The sequence below is a fragment of the Cupriavidus sp. 2TAF22 genome (assembly GCF_052115045.1).
Classification (GTDB): Bacteria; Pseudomonadota; Gammaproteobacteria; order Burkholderiales; family Burkholderiaceae; genus Cupriavidus.
Map to the genome: position 1 here is coordinate 382,782 of NZ_JBFRFX010000001.1, position 16,085 is coordinate 398,866.

The 16,085-nt window shown below is 68.5% G+C and carries 16 protein-coding genes; 12 read left to right on the plus strand and 4 right to left on the minus strand.

Features of this window, described 5'->3' with window-relative positions:
- Positions 1 to 242: 242 nt before the first annotated feature.
- From AB4Z48_RS01675 to AB4Z48_RS01685, 3 genes are all read right to left on the minus strand, one after another.
- A complete protein-coding gene (locus AB4Z48_RS01675; RefSeq protein WP_441612086.1) occupies positions 243 to 1,295 on the minus strand; it encodes an alpha/beta fold hydrolase in 1,053 nt (350 codons plus the stop codon).
- Between the two features lie 491 nt (positions 1,296 to 1,786).
- Complete coding sequence (locus AB4Z48_RS01680) at positions 1,787 to 2,842, minus strand: alkene reductase (protein WP_441612087.1); 1,056 nt, start codon at positions 2,840 to 2,842, stop codon at positions 1,787 to 1,789.
- A gap of 96 nt (positions 2,843 to 2,938) precedes the next feature.
- Positions 2,939 to 3,250: an ArsR/SmtB family transcription factor gene (locus tag AB4Z48_RS01685; RefSeq protein WP_441612088.1), complete on the minus strand. Its 312-nt coding sequence runs from the start codon at positions 3,248 to 3,250 to the stop codon at positions 2,939 to 2,941.
- A 245-nt stretch (positions 3,251 to 3,495) separates the two neighbouring features.
- Between AB4Z48_RS01685 and AB4Z48_RS01690 the strand changes: the two genes are divergently transcribed.
- From AB4Z48_RS01690 to AB4Z48_RS01700, 3 genes are all read left to right on the plus strand, one after another.
- Complete coding sequence (locus AB4Z48_RS01690; RefSeq protein WP_441612089.1) at positions 3,496 to 4,761, plus strand: MFS transporter; 1,266 nt, start codon at positions 3,496 to 3,498, stop codon at positions 4,759 to 4,761.
- 198 nt (positions 4,762 to 4,959) lie between these two features.
- Entirely contained in the window at positions 4,960 to 6,534 is a 1,575-nt protein-coding gene (locus AB4Z48_RS01695) for a DUF1800 domain-containing protein (RefSeq protein ID WP_441612090.1), read from the plus strand.
- Between the two features lie 31 nt (positions 6,535 to 6,565).
- Positions 6,566 to 7,915 (plus strand): DUF1501 domain-containing protein, encoded by a 1,350-nt coding sequence (locus AB4Z48_RS01700; protein ID WP_441612091.1) that lies wholly within the window; start codon positions 6,566 to 6,568, stop codon positions 7,913 to 7,915.
- A gap of 103 nt (positions 7,916 to 8,018) precedes the next feature.
- Here AB4Z48_RS01700 and AB4Z48_RS01705 read toward each other — a convergent pair whose 3' ends face one another.
- Positions 8,019 to 8,603, minus strand: a complete 585-nt coding sequence (locus AB4Z48_RS01705; RefSeq protein WP_441612092.1) for a gamma carbonic anhydrase family protein — start codon at positions 8,601 to 8,603, stop codon at positions 8,019 to 8,021.
- 131 nt (positions 8,604 to 8,734) lie between these two features.
- On the opposite strand from AB4Z48_RS01705, the gene AB4Z48_RS01710 reads away from it, so the two are divergent.
- The 9 genes from AB4Z48_RS01710 (at position 8,735) to AB4Z48_RS01750 (ending at position 16,084) form a co-directional block, all read left to right on the plus strand.
- Positions 8,735 to 9,283 (plus strand): BON domain-containing protein, encoded by a 549-nt coding sequence (locus AB4Z48_RS01710; protein ID WP_441612093.1) that lies wholly within the window; start codon positions 8,735 to 8,737, stop codon positions 9,281 to 9,283.
- An 85-nt stretch (positions 9,284 to 9,368) separates the two neighbouring features.
- Positions 9,369 to 10,292, plus strand: a complete 924-nt coding sequence (locus AB4Z48_RS01715; RefSeq protein WP_441612094.1) for a hypothetical protein — start codon at positions 9,369 to 9,371, stop codon at positions 10,290 to 10,292.
- An 84-nt stretch (positions 10,293 to 10,376) separates the two neighbouring features.
- Positions 10,377 to 10,871: a MarR family winged helix-turn-helix transcriptional regulator gene (locus AB4Z48_RS01720; RefSeq protein ID WP_441612095.1), complete on the plus strand. Its 495-nt coding sequence runs from the start codon at positions 10,377 to 10,379 to the stop codon at positions 10,869 to 10,871.
- Between the two features lie 272 nt (positions 10,872 to 11,143).
- Positions 11,144 to 11,569 carry an organic hydroperoxide resistance protein gene (locus AB4Z48_RS01725; protein ID WP_441612096.1) on the plus strand — a complete coding sequence of 142 codons (426 nt, stop codon included), beginning with the start codon at positions 11,144 to 11,146 and terminating at the stop codon, positions 11,567 to 11,569.
- Between the two features lie 82 nt (positions 11,570 to 11,651).
- Positions 11,652 to 12,566: a LysR substrate-binding domain-containing protein gene (locus AB4Z48_RS01730; RefSeq protein ID WP_441612097.1), complete on the plus strand. Its 915-nt coding sequence runs from the start codon at positions 11,652 to 11,654 to the stop codon at positions 12,564 to 12,566.
- 151 nt (positions 12,567 to 12,717) lie between these two features.
- A complete protein-coding gene (locus AB4Z48_RS01735) occupies positions 12,718 to 13,104 on the plus strand; it encodes a CzcE family metal-binding protein (RefSeq protein WP_441612098.1) in 387 nt (128 codons plus the stop codon).
- A gap of 363 nt (positions 13,105 to 13,467) precedes the next feature.
- Positions 13,468 to 14,472, plus strand: a complete 1,005-nt coding sequence (locus AB4Z48_RS01740; RefSeq protein WP_441612099.1) for a tripartite tricarboxylate transporter substrate binding protein — start codon at positions 13,468 to 13,470, stop codon at positions 14,470 to 14,472.
- The gene (locus AB4Z48_RS01745) at positions 14,469 to 14,915 is read left to right on the plus strand and encodes a Zn-ribbon domain-containing OB-fold protein (protein WP_441612100.1); all 447 of its coding nucleotides are present in this window, start codon (positions 14,469 to 14,471) and stop codon (positions 14,913 to 14,915) included. Before AB4Z48_RS01740 ends, AB4Z48_RS01745 begins: the two co-directional genes overlap by 4 nt.
- A complete protein-coding gene (locus AB4Z48_RS01750; protein ID WP_441612101.1) occupies positions 14,912 to 16,084 on the plus strand; it encodes a thiolase in 1,173 nt (390 codons plus the stop codon). The genes AB4Z48_RS01745 and AB4Z48_RS01750 overlap by 4 nt, the downstream gene beginning before the upstream one ends.
- Position 16,085 lies beyond the last annotated feature (1 nt).

Consider the following 16,085-nt stretch of genomic DNA (forward strand, 5'->3'; position numbering starts at 1 on the left):
GGTCAGTGACGGACAGCCAGGACTTCCCCCCATGTCAAGGCAAGTCGGCTGCAAGGTACTTCAGCACGCCCCGCGCGCAAGCTGACGGGTCGCAGGGGAATAGCCGGGCACCAGGGTTGGAGGCGCGGTTGCATTGACGAGAGTAATTGACCTGCCGCGGCCAGCCAAGAACTCTTGCATTCGTCCCGGGGCGCGAGCTCGAGAGCCTTCTGGCCAGGGCTTCATCCGGTACCGGTCCGCGGCTAGGGCTTGCTGACGTCGATCACCGCCTGCGCGAATGCCCGTGGCGCTTCCTGCGGCAGGTTGTGGCCGATGCCTCCCGTGAGGTCGCGGTGCTCATATCTGCCGGTGAACTTGCTTGCGTAGGCAGAGGGCGCCGGATGGGGGGCGCCGTTGGCATCACCTTCCATGGTGATCGTGCGCACGCTGATGACGGGGGCCGCCGCGAGCTGCTTCTCGACATCGTCGTATTTCGCCTCGCCTGGTGCAAGACCTTGCCGCCAGCGATAGTTGTGAACAGATATGTCCACGTGATCGGGGTTGTCGAAGGCCACCGCACTGCGCTCGAAGGTGGCGTCGTCGAATTTCCACTTGGGAGACGCCTGCCGCCAGATCAGCCTGGCGAAATCGTGCGTGAACTTCTGATAGCCAGCGCGTCCGCGCTCCGTTGCCAGATAGAACTGGTACCACCACTGGAACTCGGCCTCGGGCGGCAACGGCACCTTGCCCGCCGCCTGGCTGCCAATCAGGTAGCCGCTTACGGATACCAGCCCGTTGCAGCGCTGCGGCCACAGTGCGGCGATGATGCAGGCCGTGCGTGCGCCCCAGTCGAACCCTGCCACGACGGCCTTCTGGATACCAAGCGCATCCATCAGTGCGACGATATCGAGAGCGACGGCCGCCGGCTGGCCGTTGCGCATGGTTTCGCCCGACAAGAAGGTCGTCGAACCATAGCCGCGCAGATACGGGACCACCACGCGATACCCGCGCGATGCCAGCAGAGGCGCGACTTCGACGAAGCTGTGGATATCGTAGGGCCAGCCGTGCAGCAGGACGACCGCTGGCCCATCGGCAGGACCCGCTTCGGCGTAGCCGACGTTGAGCAGCCCGGCGTTGATCTGCCTGATCGACGTAAAGGCCGTCGGGCTAACCGGCGTGGCCCGGGGCCGGGGTGCCGGCTTCGGCTGATTGGTCTGGGCCTGTGCGCGAGGCAGCAGCCCGAGTTGTGCGGCAGCGAGTGCCGAGGCTGCCGTGCCCAGGAAGCCTCGACGAGGCAAATCGATCTTCTCCGTCATTTTCGTCTCCTGGCGCGCTTGATGCGGTCCTGTGGCGGAATCGTTCCATCAGGTGCGCTCTATCCTGGGGTGGAAGCAATTCCGCTGGCAGCATGAGCGCTTGCGTCACACGCCGATACCAGAGCCGACACGACGATGGTTTGCAGTGCGATCAAACCAATGTATGCCGGATGGGAGGTATCGCCAAGATGCCGGCGAGCCAGTGCGTGAACAGGCCGGAAGCCGTCGGGCGCCGCGGGAACAGCGAGAACGAGGGTTGGCGGAAAGAAGGCGGGTGTGGTTGATTGCGCGCGGGTGGGCCGTGGCTGGCATCGCCGATGCCGGGGCACCCGTGGTGCGCAGCGCGTTCGTGAAGATGCGCGGTGGCTGTGCGTTCGGTCAGGAGGCTGGGCAAGGCTGGCCGGCTGTGGCGCCCTTCGGGCCGGACGCCACGCCAGGGCGCGGCGTCCGGCGTGCCCCGCGCAATGCTGCGCGGGGCCGGTGTCCCTGGCTCAGGCGAGCGCGGGATAGTCGAGATAGCCCTCGGCGCCCGGGTGGTAGAACGTCTCCGGCTGCGGCACGTTGAGCGGCGCGTCGATCTGCAGGCGGCGCGGCAGGTCCGGGTTGGCGATGAACAGCTGGCCGAAGGCCACCGCATCGGCTTCGCCGGCTTCCAGCACGTGCCCGGCCGTGGCCTTGGTCATCCTCTCGTTGGCGATATAGACGCCGCCGAAGGCTTGCTTCAGTGCCGGGCCCAGGCGGTTGTCGCCGAGCGCTTCGCGCGCGCAGATGAACGCGATCTTGCGCTTGCCGAGTTCGCGCGCCACATAGCCGAAGGTGGCGGCGGGGTCGGAATCGCCCATGGTGTGGGCATCGCCGCGCGGTGCCAGGTGCACGCCCACGCGCGATGCGCCCCATACGGCGATGCAGGCGTCGGTCACTTCCAGCAGCAGGCGGGCGCGGTTCTCGATGGAGCCACCGTAGGCGTCGGTGCGCTGGTTGGTGCTGTCCTGCAGGAACTGGTCGAGCAGGTAGCCGTTGGCGCCGTGCACTTCCACGCCGTCGAAGCCGGCGGCCTTGGCGTTTTCGGCGCCGTGGCGATAGGCGGCGACGATGCCGGGGATCTCATCGGTTTCCAGCGCGCGCGGGGTGACATAGGGGCGCTTGGGGCGGACCAGGCTGACGTTGCCGCCAGCCGCGATGGCGCTGGGCGCCACCGGCAGGTCGCCGTCGAGGAAGACCGGGTCGGAAATGCGGCCTACGTGCCAGAGCTGCAGGAAGATGCGGCCGCCCGCGGCGTGCACGGCATCGGTGACCACCTTCCAGCCGGCGACCTGTTCGTCGGACCAGATGCCCGGGGTGTCGGCGTAGCCCACGCCTTGCGGGGTGACGGCGGTAGCCTCGCTGAGGATCAGGCCCGCCGAGGCGCGCTGCACGTAGTACTCGGCCATCATTGCGTTGGGCACGCGGCCGCCGCCCACTGCGCGCGAACGCGTCAGCGGCGCCATGATGACGCGGTTGGGAAGATCGAGGTCGCCGATGCGGATGGGATCGAAGAGTGTGGTCATGTACGTGTTTCGGGTCGAGGTGAGAAGTGCACCGTGGTGCGGGTTCCGGCGTTCGCGCCGTTTGTCGGTCAGGCGGCGCTTGCGCGCCGCCAGGGGTCAGAGATCGCTATGCATCTGGTCGAGGAAGGCCTGGATGGTCTGCTCGTTGCGCTTGAAGAAAATCCACTGGCCGACCCGCTTCGATGTCACCAGCCCGGCGCGTTGCAGCGTGGCGAGGTGGGCCGACACGGTGGACTGCGACAGCCCGGTGCGCGCGTCGATCAGGCCGGCGCAGACGCCGATGTCAAGCGGGTGGTCCTGCATGGCGAAGTGCTCCTCGGGGGACTTCAGCCAGGCGAGGATATTGCGCCGCAGCGGATTGGCCAGGGCCTTGTGAATGGCGTCGATGTCGATGGCGTCGGTGTCCATGGGCGGGTCTGCATGCGGGCGGAGTGGGACTTGTTTCGTCTTTCTACGAAACATATATCCGCTTCTCACAAAATTAAGATCGCAACTATACGATATACATGGAAGGTTTGCTGGGCAGCCTTTGGCAGCACATTTACGATGCAGCGTGATGTGCGGCTTTCATCGCGTGGTTGCTTTAAAAAACCATAGTGACTAAACTCCATCTGGTTTTCTAATGCAACCAGAAAGACCGGATGGAGCCGCAGATGACCGTGAATGCCGCCACCGCCGCCACCGCCGCCACCACGCCCGACGCGTGCGCAGCGCCCCCCGATGCCTCGGTGCCGGCCCGCATGCCGCCCGCGCTGGTCTGGCTGTTCGCGCTGGCCTGCGGGCTGAGCGTGGCCAATGTCTACTACGCACAACCGCTGCTGGACGCCATGGCGCGCGAGTTCGGCTTTGCCGAAGGCGCGGTGGGCATGGTGGTGACCGTCACCCAGGCCGGCTGCGCGCTGGCGCTGCTGTTGCTGGTGCCGGTGGGCGACCTGGTGGACCGGCGCCGGCTGATCCTGCTGCAATCGCTGCTGCTGGCGCTGGCGCTGACACTGGTCAGTCTTGCCGCGACGCGCACCGCGCTGCTGGCCGGCATGCTCGCCGTGGGTTTGCTGGGCACGGCCATGACGCAGGGGCTGATCGCGTTTGCCGCCACCCTGGCCGCGCCGGCCGAGCGCGGGCGCGTGGTGGGCGCGGCGCAGGGCGGCGTGGTGACCGGCTTGCTGGCTGCGCGCGCCATGGCGGGCGCGCTGGCCGACCTGGGCGGCTGGCGCGCGGTGTACGCGGTATCGGGCCTGCTGGCGCTGCTGCTGCTGGCGGTGCTGGCACGCCGCCTGCCACGGCAGGCGGTGGCGCCGCTGCGCATGAGCTATGCGGGGCTGCTCGCCTCGATGTTCGCGCTGCTCAAGAGCGAGCGCACGCTGCAGATCCGCGGCGTGCTGGCGATGCTGATGTTCGCCGCCTTCAGCGTGTTCTGGACCGCGCTGGTGCTGCCGCTGAGCGCGCCGCCGCATGCCATGTCGCACACCGCCATCGGCGCCTTCGGCCTGGTGGGCGCGGCGGGCGCGCTGGCGGCCGCGCGCGCCGGCCGGCTGGCCGACCGCGGGCTGGGCCAGCGCACCACCGGCGTGGCGCTGGTGCTGCTGCTGGCATGCTGGCTGCCGCTGGCCTTCGCGCCGCGGTCGCTGTGGCTGCTGGTGGCCGGCGTGATCGTGCTCGACCTGGCCGGGCAGGCCATCCATGTCACCAACCAGAGCCTGGTGTTCCGCGCGCGGCCCGAGGCCCATGGCCGCCTGGTGGGCTGCTATATGCTCTTCTATGCGCTGGGCAGCGGCGCTGGCGCGATCGCCTCGACCCACGCCTACGCACACGCCGGGTGGAGCGGCGTGTGCATGCTGGGCGCGGGCATCAGCGCGGCGGCGCTGGCGTTCTGGCTGCTGACGCTGGCGGCCATGCCGCCCGAAGCCGGCAGGCCCTGACGCAAGCCGGGTGGCGCGCGGGTTGGCGCGGCAATTGGCGGCCGGTGCTTTCGTTTTCCTTGCGGATGCCGGCGCGTTGCCGGCGCGTTGCCGGCATGACTTCGGGTAAATCGCGTATCGGCTGCGTCAACCAAAGTACGCCTCCTTGCGTAAGAGCGGTGTCACCCATGCCCTCGTGCGAGACGAGACAGGACCGCCATGCCCTTTCGCTTTCCACGCCTGACGACAGCCTGGTTCCTGGGCGCGGCCGCCGCGCTGCTGGGCGCCTGCGCGCAAGTCGGCATGCCTGACGGCGGCACCCCCGGCGCCGCGCTCGGGCCCGCCGACCTGCACTGGCTCAACAGCGTCACTTTCGGCGCCGACCAGGCCGGCATCGACCGCTTGCGCAAGCTCGGCCGCGAGCGCTATCTCGACGAACAGCTCAAGGCGCCCGCCGCCGACAGCGGCGAACTCGCCGCCACCATCGGCGCGCTGGGCATTTCCCAGCAAAGCGGCGAGCAGCGCCTGCGCAGCGTGCGTGCCGAGCAGCAGCGCATCAACACGCTCACCGACGAAGACGACAAGCAAAAGGCGCGCGACGCGCTCAACCGCACCGGCAACGAGGTGGTGCTCGACACCGGGCGCCGCCACCTGCTGCGCGCGCTGTACTCGCCGGCGCAATTGCGCGAGCAGATGACGTGGTTCTGGATGAATCACTTCAGCGTGTACTCGGGCAAGGGCGCGGTGCGCTGGGTGCTGGCAGACTACGAGGACAAGGCCATCCGAGCGCGTGCGCTCGGCAGGTTCCGCGACCTGCTGATGGCCACCGTGACCGCGCCGGCCATGCTGGAGTACCTGGACAACGCGCAGAGCGCCGCCGGCCGCATCAACGAGAACTACGCGCGCGAACTGATGGAGCTGCATACGCTGGGCGTGTCCGGCGGGGCCAGCGGTTCGCGCTACACGCAGCAGGACGTGCAGGAACTGGCGCGCGTGCTGACCGGGCTCGGCATCAATGCCACCGGCCAGCCGCCCGGGCTGGCGCCGCAGAGGCAGGCGCAATACCTTGCCGACGGCGTGTTCGAGTTCAATCCCGGCCGGCATGACTTCGGCGCCAAGACCCTGCTCGGCCATCGCATCGAGCCCTCCGGCTTCCACGAGGTGGAGCAGGCCGTGGATATCCTCAGCCGCGAGCCGGCCACGGCGCGCTTCGTCTGCGCCAAGATCGCCGCGCATTTCGTCGGCGACACGCCGGCGCCGGCGCTGGTCGAGCGCATGGCGGCCACCTTCGCGCAACGCGACGGCGATATCGCCGCCGTGCTGCGCACGCTGTTCCTGTCGCCCGAGTTCAACGCCGCGCTGGCGTCCGGCCCGCGCAAGTTCAAGGACCCGATGCAGTTCGTGGCGTCGTCGCTGCGGCTGGCCTACGATGGCCGCATGGTGGCGAACCTGCGCCCGGCCGTCGGCTGGCTCAACCAGCTTGGCGAGCCGCTCTACGGCCGCGTCACGCCGGACGGTTTTCCCGCCGCGCAGGGCGCCTGGGCCAGCTCGGGGCAGATGATCAAGCGCTTCGAGATCGCGCGCGCGATCGGATCCGGCCAGGCCGGCCTGTTCTCGAAGGACGACGGCAAGCCCGCCGGGCGCACCGGTTTCCCCCAACTGGGCAACCGCATCTACTACGACAGCATCGAAGCCACGCTCGGCTCCGCCACGCGCACGGCCATGACGCAGGCGGCGTCGCAGGCGGAATGGAACACCATCCTGCTGTCATCGCCCGAATGGATGCAGCCGTGATATCCGCGAGTGCCTGAACAAGGAGCGTCCCATGCAACGACGTGAATGGCTCAAGCGTGCCGGCATGGCCGGCCTCGCCACGCTGGCCCCCGGCATCGCCTCGCGCGCCTACGCGCTGCCGCAGCAGGCCGAGGCGCGCTTCCTGCTGGTGTTCCTGCGCGGCGGCTACGATGCCACCAATGTGCTGGTGCCGGCCGGCAGCGATTTCTACTATGCCGCGCGGCCCGGCATCGCCATCGCCCGCCCGCCCGGGCAAGGCATGCCGGCCGATCCGCGTGCGGCCTTGTCGCTGGCGGCGGCCTTCGACGGCGGCGGCAGGGGCATCGACACCTGGGCGCTGCATCCCGCGCTCAGGGACAGCATGCTGCCGCTGTGGCAGAGCCAGCAGCTTGCCTTCGTGCCGTTCGCCGGCACCGATGATCTCTCGCGCAGCCACTTCGAAACGCAGGATGGCATGGAGGCGGGCCTGCCGCAGCCCGGCGGCAAGGGCGTGCGTATCGACGCATCGCTGCGCGGCACGGGCTTCCTCAACCGGCTGGCCGTGGCCATGGGCGGGCGCGCCGCGCCGGTGGCTTTCACCGATGGCTTGCCGGTGGTGCTCGGCGGCTCGCTCGGCGTGCCCAATGTCTCGCTCAAAGGCACCGGACGCACGCCCTTCGATGAACGCCAGGCGCGCGTGCTGGCGCAGATGTACCGCGGCACGCGTTTCGAGTCGCTGATCGACGAGGGTTTCGAGCTGCGCCAGACCGTGGCGCAGGAGGCCGAGGCCATGCAGCACCGCGACAGCATGCAGAGCGCCGGCATGGCGGCGCAGGGCGACGCCGACCCAGCCACGGCCGGGCGCATGCAGGAGATGCAGGCCGCCAGCCGCCGCGCGCTCAGCGCCAGGGGCTTCGAGCTGGAAGCGCGCCGCATGGCAGGCCTGATGCGCGAGCGCTTCAACCTGGGCTTCATCGATGTGGGCGGCTGGGATACGCACGTCAACCAGGGCGGCGCGCAAGGGCAGATGGCCAGCCTGCTCGACAACCTCGGACGCGGCATTGCCGGTTTTGCCGGGGAGATGGGCCCGGCATGGAGCAAGACCACGCTGGTGGTGGTATCCGAGTTCGGCCGCACCTTTCGCGAGAACGGCACGCGTGGCACCGACCATGGCCACGGCACGGTGTACTGGGTGGCCGGCGGCACGGTGCGCGGCGGGCGCATTGCGGGCGAGCAGGTGGCGGTGGAGCAGCGCACGCTGAACCAGAACCGGGACTGGCCGGTGCTCAACGAATACCGCGCGGTGCTCGGCGGCATCTTCAGGCGTCTCTACGGGCTGGACGATGCGCGCCTGGCGCAGGTGTTTCCCGGCACGCGCGCGCTGGACATCGGGCTGGTCTAGCGATTGCGGGAGCCGGGGCCCGATCCCCCGCGAACGCGAATCGCCCCCCGGTTCGCACCGCTTGGCCGATCTGGACGCGCTGCGCCGCCGGTACGAGCGGATGTCAGTCGCCTGGCGCCGCCAGTTCCGCCCGCAGCTTTTCCATCTCCCGCGTCACCTCTGCGGTAAATGCCGGACCGTCCCACGCGCGGTAGTTCTGCTGCGCGTAGGCCAGCGCGTTCTTGTAGTACAGGAAGGCGTTGAGGCGGTTGCGCACGTAGTTGTTCTGCGTGCGCGTGACCTTGCCGGGGCTGCCCATCACGATGGAGTTGGGCGGGATCACGGTGCCTTCCTTGAGGAAGGCATGGCCGGCGACGATGCTGTTGTCCCCGATCACGCAGCCGTCCATGATGGTCGCGTTGATGCCGATCAGGCAGTTGTCGCCGATCGTGCAGCCGTGGATGGTGCAGTGATGGGTGATGGAGCAATGGCTGCCGATGATGGTCGGCGTACGGTCGCCGACATGCAGCATGGCGAAGTCCTGGATGTTGGTGTACGCGCCGATCACGATTTCCGTGTGCTCGGCGCGCGCGGCCGCGTTGATCCAGATCGAGGCGTTCTCATGCACCGTGATCTTGCCGTAGAGGTAGGCCGATTCGTGCACGTAAGCGCTCGGGTGCAGGCTCACGTCCGGTCCGATCACTGCCATCGCTGTCTCCTTGGGGTTATGGTTGGCATCGGCCGATTGTAAGCGCCCCGCCTGGCCGCGCGGGCAGCCTTCATCTCGCCCCGCGCAGCGCCTATGCTGGGCGCAGGTCACCGCGATTTCCGGAGCCCGCCATGCCTGAGCCGCTCTTGCCTGCCGCCGCCAATGCCGTGTCGGTCGTGTTCGCCTGCGCCGTGCTTGCGGCCGCGCCTGCCGGCGCCGCCGACGCCAGCGCCGCTGCCGGCCGCTATCAGAACCGCGACAACGATCCGTTCTTCCAGGTCTCCGCGAAGATCGCCAATTGCCCCGAGCCGCTGGGCCCGCGCGTGGACGAGGCCGAATGGCTGCGCGATTCGCACCACCGCATCGAGCACGGCAACCACTGCTGGCTGGAGGGGCGCTGCCGCCTGCCCAGTGCCTACCAGTACGACCGGGAGATTGCCGAAGGCGCGCGGCGGCGCCTGCAGGCGATATCGACCGCCATGCCGGGCTGGCGGGATTCGACGCTGTGGTTCACGGTGCGGCAGCGCTGGCTGCTGGTGCAGGGCTGCGTGGGACGCGGGTTCGCGCGCGAGGACTTCTTCAAGGCGCTGCGCGAGGTGGCTGACGTGGAACGCGTGATCGACCAGACCACGGCGGACCCGGCGCGCGGGGTGCCGTATCCCGTTTTCGGCGGGCCCTAGTTGTGCGGCCCGCGCAGCAGTGCTACCTTGCGTGCAGACCGGCGGCAGGTGCCGCCATAGCCCGCTTGCCCGCTTGCGATACGACATGACTGTTCACCCCCACCGGCCGGCGCCCGCCAGCGGAAGGCCTGGCGCATTGCGACTGGCGTGCCTGTCGGCGCTGCTGCTGTGCGGCACCCCGCAGGCCGCGCAGGCACAGGCGCCCGTGCCGGCCGATGCGGCGGCAATACCCGCCGCCGCAACCCCCGCCGAGCCGCCGCCGCGCGCGCCCGGCACCATCTGCGACACCGACTGGTTCCAGTCCGGCGCGCGCACGCAGATGGAGGCCAGCGGCGACATGCCGATGTCCATCACCATGGTCATCCGGCATCCGGTACGAACCGAGACCGGCTGCAGCGCCTGGCTGTCGATCCACTCGAAATCGGCGCTGGCAGCCATGATGGGCCCGCCCGTGGTGATGGATCAGGTGCACCGCATGAACTTCGACCGCGACGCCAGCGGCACCGGCGGCTCGGTGAGCAGCCAGCGCGCCACCATCAACGCGCAGGCGCGCTATACCAGGCTGTTCGGCGAAGCTTCGTTCCAGGGCCACGGCGTGCTCAGCTATGCCGGGCTGACCGTGCGCGAGGGCATCGTTCTGCCGGGCCAGACGCTCACCTCCAGCCTCGACCTGGAGATCCACAGCCTGGCCACCGGCGAGTTCGTCACCACCATCCGCGCACCGGCGGCCTCTGTGACCATCGGCGAGCGGCGCGTCGGGCGCGCGCGGTCCATCGAGACCATGATGGGCCGCCGCCAGTGCATGCCGATCACTTATCAGAAGCGCAGCGCGCTCGGACCGCTGATGATGGGCGACGACGTGATCCAGACGGAACCCGCCGTCATGGAAATCACCGACTGGTACTGCCCGACGGAGGCGTTCGTGATGCGCACCGAGGTGCGCCAGAAGGGCAAGGTCGAGCGGATCGACACCACTGCGCTCGGCGACCAGGGCGAGGATCCTCCCTGAGGCCTGCGCATGCCGTTGCGGCAACATCTTGTGCCGGTAAAAAATAGCTTGCAATTAAATCGCGCACAATCTAAATTACGGCCCATGGACACGAAACGCACCTCCCGGAACAAGCAGGCAGCGCCCGGCGCCGGCATCGACAGCGCCTCCTCGCTGTTGCTGGACCACCAGTTCTGCTTTTCCGTGTATGCCACTTCGCTGGCCCTGAACAAGCTTTACCGCAAGTTGCTGGCACCGCTGGGCCTGACGTATCCGCAATACCTCGTGATGATGGTGTTGTGGGAGGCCGATGGCCTGACTGTGTCGGATATCGGCGCGCGCCTGCATCTGGATTCGGCCACGCTGACGCCGCTGCTCAAGCGCATGGAGGCCCAGCAACTGCTGCGCCGCGAGCGCGCCGTGGAGGACGAGCGTCAGGTCATCGTCACGCTGACCGCGCAGGGGCGCGCGCTGCGCCAGCAGGCGGAGGCCGTGCCGCGCGCGGTCTTGTGCGCGGCGGATTGCGGCATTGACGAGATCGTGTCGGTCAAGGCGGAACTGGACAAGCTGCGCGGGCGGTTCGCCGACGCGGGCGGCTGAAGCGGAACAAGGCGCGGCCGCACGGGCGGCATGTGCGTGATCCGTGTGATCCGTGTGATCCGTGTGATCCGTGTGATCCGTGCGATTCGTGCGATTGGTTCGAGTCGCGGGTCAAATGAATAGTGTGCTATTTAATAGATCGCGATGCAAAATGCAACGCGAGGAGCAGGCAGCAGCAAAGTCGCAAAGCCGGAAACACGCAGTAGGCAGCAACCCCAAAAAGGCTCCATGAGCCGGCATTTCCACTCTCATCACCAAACCGGAGAATCAACATGTCGATCGAACAAGTCCTCTATCGTGCCAGCGCCACCGCCACCGGAGGCCGCGACGGCCGCGCGGTGTCTTCCGACAACGTGCTCGACGTCAAGCTGGCCACCCCGCGCGAGCTGGGCGGCGCAGGCGGTGCCGGCACCAACCCCGAGCAACTCTTCGCCGCCGGCTACTCGGCTTGCTTCATTGGCGCAATGAAGTTTGTCGCCGCGCGCGACAAGATCGCGCTGCCCGCCGATACCAGCATCACCGGCCAGGTCGGCATCGGCCCCATCCCCAATGGCTTCGGCATCGAGGTGGAGCTGACCATCGCGCTGCCCGGCATGGACCGTGCCGCCGCGCAGTCGCTGGTGGACAAGGCCCACATCGTCTGCCCGTACTCGAACGCCACGCGCGGCAATATCGACGTGCGCCTCACGCTGGCCTGAGGCAGGCAGCGGGGTTGTTCTAGAATCGTGGCGCGGCCTTGCCGGATGGCGGGCCGCGCCACGAAAACAGAACGGAGACACCTTGCGCTACGAATTGACCGACCTGCGCCTGTTCCAGGCCATCGCCGAAGCGCAGAACCTGTCCAACGGGGCATCTGCCGTCCATATCACCGCCTCCGCCGCCAGCTATCGCCTGAAGAACCTCGAGCATGCGATGGGCACGCCGCTGTTCGTGCGCAACGCGCGCGGCATGGAGCTCACGCCCGCCGGCGAGACGCTGCTGACCCATGTGCGCGAACTGCTGCAGGGCGTGGAGCGCATGCACGGCGAAGTGGGGCGCTTCTCGGCGGGGTTGAAAGGCCATATCCGGCTGCTGGCCAACAGCAGCTCGCTCAACGGCTTCATCATTCCCAGCGTCAGCCGCTTCCTGGCGGGCAACCCTGACGTCAACATCGATCTCGAAGAGCGCGCCAGCCAGGCCATACCTTCCGCGGTGGCGGCGCAGGAAGCCGACATCGGCATTCTCGCGGGCGACATCGACGCGCGCGGCGTGCGCATCGAACGCTATGCCGTGGACGAGTTGATCCTGGCCGTGCCCGCGGACCATCCGCTCGCCAGGCAGGACGAACTGCGCTTCGGCGCGGCGCTGGATTTCGATTTTGTCTGCATGAGCCGCGCCAGCAGCAACTTCCTGTTCCTGCGCGACATGGCGCAGCGCGCCGGCAAGAGCCCCAACGTGCGCCTGCACGCACACAGCTTCGAGGCCGCGCTATCGCTGGTGGAGGCCGGCGTTGGCGTGGCGCTGGTGCCGCGCAGCGTCGCCGCGCAGGCCTTGCGCGAAGCCCGCGTGGCGGGCGTGCGGCTGGCCGAGCCGTGGGCGCGCCGCGAACTGAACCTGATCGTGCGCGCGGACCGCAAGCTGCCGTCCTTCACTGCCGCCTTCGTGCAGTTCCTGCTCGATGACCCGCGGGTGGCCGCCACGCGCGAGCGTGTTTGAGCCGGGCGCATGGCCGATGCGCCCGTGGCAGCCTGCGGTCATGAAAAAAACGACTTGATATTTAGCTTATATATCATTTTTAGAATGCCATGGGCATGGCTACACTTTCCTCGTGTACCCAGGACGACACGGGTAGGCACAAGGAAAAGCAATGATCACGAAGCAAAAGCTGGCCGCCGCGCTGGCTCTCTCCCTCCTCAGCATGTCGCCGGCGTGGAGCGCCGGCATCCCCGCATCCGCCTCTGCGCCAGCCACCGCGCCCACCGCCATTGCCAGCCGGGTCGCGGCCTTGTTCGGCAGCCCCGCCGAGTTGCGTACCACCACCCGCACCGTGACGCTGACGCCGGGCATGAACTACATCGAGGTCGCCTCGGGCGAGTCGGTGGCCTTCCGCGCCGGCGACAAGACGGTTGGCTGGACCTTCCTGCAGGCGATCGGGGGCACCTCGCTCGACCTCAGCCTGATCGCTCCCGAACTGGCGCAAGCCAGGGGCATCCGCGTGTACGTGGGCGCCAGCGAAATCTTCAAGGGAGGCTGAAGACGGCGGCGCGCCATGCGCCGCAAGCCTGTTCCCCGCCTCGCCCCGGCCCGTCAGGGCCGGGCACCCGCGCCATCCAGCCTGCCCGCAGGCGACCGATGGCCGCCCGCCGATAGCACCCGCCGATAGCCCCCATCGATAGCCCCCATCGATAGCCCGCGACAGCGCCTCGCGATGGCGCGCATTTCCCGCGGCACCAGGGCAGCGTTCCAATTCCGCGAACCGCCGGTTCGAATTTTTCGGATGGCCTGACGCGCGCGGCCAAAAATATACTGGCCCCCAGCCTCAGGCTGTCGGTGGCGGATCCTTCGTCTCGCGACGGTCCTTCGGCGACATACAAAAACGAACGATCCGGAGACCGCCATGAATTCCATCCAGGGCCGCGTGCGCCTGCCCGTCTTGTGTTGCAGTGTCCTTGCTTGCCTCCTGGCCGCCGGCCACGCGCACGCGCAACCGGCCAAGGCCGACGCCTATCCGGCCAAGCCGGTCACCATCGTGGTGGCATTCGCGCCCGGCGGCATGACGGATATCGTGGGGCGGCTGCTGGCGGCGGAATTGTCGCAGGCGTTCAAGCAGAGCTTCGTGGTGGAGAACCGCCCCGGCGCGGCCGGGCAGGTCGCGACCGAGTACGTGGCACGCAGGCCCAATGACGGCTACACGCTGCTGCTCAGCGCCACGGGCCATGTGATCGGGCCGGCGGTGCAGAAGAGCGTGCGCTACCAGCCGGTGAAGGATTTCGAGCCGATCGCCCTGATCGCCAAGGCGCCGAACATGCTGGTCGTGAATCCTTCGGTGCCGGCCAGGACCTTGCCGGAGTTCATCAAGTGGGCCAGGGCGCAGCCGAGCGTGCCGTACGGGTCCGCCGGCGTGGGCGGCTCCACCCACCTGGCCGGCGAACTGTTCCGGCAAGTGGCGGGCGTGCCGCTGGTGCATGTGCCGTACAAGGGCGCATCGCCCTCCACCAACGACGTGGTGGCCGGGCAGATCCCGATGGTGTTCCAGGATTCCATGAGCGTGTCCGCCTTCATTGCCGCCGGCAAGCTGCGGCCCCTTGCGGTCACCAGCGCCGAGCGCAGCAAGCTGTTCCCCGACCTGCCCGCCATCGCCGAAGCGGGCTTCAAGAACTACGACCTCTACACCTGGCTCGGCCTGTACGCGCCTGCCGGCACCGCGCCGGAGATCGTGGCGCGCCTGAACCACGAGGCCAACCGCATCATGGGCTCGCCCGAGATGGCCGCCAAGCTGCGCAAGCAGAGCGCCGAGCCCGGCGGCACGCTGGACCCGGCGGCATTCCGCCAGTACGTGGAGGCCGAAGTGGCCAAGTGGCAGCGCACGGTACAGGTCACGGGCGTGAAGGTGGACGAATGACGCCGGCGGAAAACACCAATCGCGCAGCGAATGCCCTGCGTGACGATCCGAATGGCCCCGGCGCCCCTGCAAGCGAGGCGGCCCAGGGCGCGGACGCCTTCTATTTCGGCAAGCTGGCCCAGGGCAGCTTTGTCATTCCCCGCTGCGAGGACTGCCGCCGCTGGCATTTCTTCCCGCGCGTGCTGTGCCCGCACTGCGGCTCGGACGCGCTGGCCTGGCACGCGCCCGCAGGCAGCGGCACGGTCTATTCCACCACCACGGTGCGCCGGCCGGAAGGCGACTACAACGTCAGCCTGGTCGATCTCGACGAAGGGCCGCGCATGATGAGCCGGGTTGCCGGCGTTGCGCCGGATGCCGTCAGGATCGGCTTGCGCGTGCAGGCGCGCGTCGCGCAGGAGGCGGCCGGGCCGCTGCTGGAGTTCATTCCCATGGAGTCGCAATGACGGGCAGCACACAAGCGAAGCGGCGCGGCGCCATCGCCATTCTCGGCACCGGGCTGGCGGGCATGGGCCACGCCGGCGGCCGCACCGAGCAGGAGATCATCGCGCAGGCGGCGCGCGCGGCGGTGACAGCCAGCGGCCTGCGCATGCGGGATATCGACGGCATCATCACCTCCAGCCTGACATCGCCCTGGTGGGTGATGCGCATGGCCGAGTATCTCGGCATCCGGCCGCGCTTCTCCGACAGCACCATGTTCGGCGGCTCCTCCTTCATCGCCGACCTGAACGTCGCGGCGATGGCCATCGAAGCCGGCCAGTGCGACAACGTGCTGATCTGCTACGGCAGCACGCCGCGCAGCGTGCCGAGCAGCTCGCGCATCAACCAGATGCGCGCCGAGCTGGACCCGCAGCCCTACGAGCATCCGTACAAGCCCTTCAACCCGGCGAGCAGCTACGCGCTGGCGGCGGCGCGCCACATGCACCAGTACGGCACCACGCGCACCCAGCTGGCGGAGGTGGCGGTGGCCGCGCGCAAGTGGGCCCGGCTCAACCCGGATGCCTTCTCGCGCGGGCCGCTGAGCGTGGACGACGTGATCAGCGCCAAAATGATTTCCGACCCGCTCACGGTGCGCGATTGCTGCCTGGTCACCGACGGCGCGGGGGCTTTCGTGGTCGCGCGCGCCGACCGCGCGCGCGGCCTGCATGCCAGCCCGGTCTACGTGCTCGGCTGCGGCCATGCGCACTGGCACCGCCAGATCTCCTGCATGGATGACCTGACCGTGACCCCGGCCGCGGCATCGGGGCGCACCGCCTTCGCCGAAGCCGGGCTGACGCCGGCCGATATCGACGTGGTGGAACTGTACGACGCCTTCACCATCAACCCGATCCTGTTCCTGGAGGACCTCGGCTTCTGCGCCAAGGGCGAGGGAGGCGCCTTCGTTTCCGGCGGGCGCATCGAGCCGGGCGGGGCCTTGCCGATGAACACCAACGGCGGCGGGCTGTCCTGCACGCACCCGGGCATGTACAGCATCTTCCTGGTGATCGAGGCAGTCACGCAACTGCGCCGCGAAGCCGGTGCCCGCCAGGTGCGGGACGCCGAGGTCGCCCTGGTCCATGGCAATGGCGGCGTGCTGTCGAGCCAGGCCACGGCCATTCTTTCCACCGCCCTCTGAT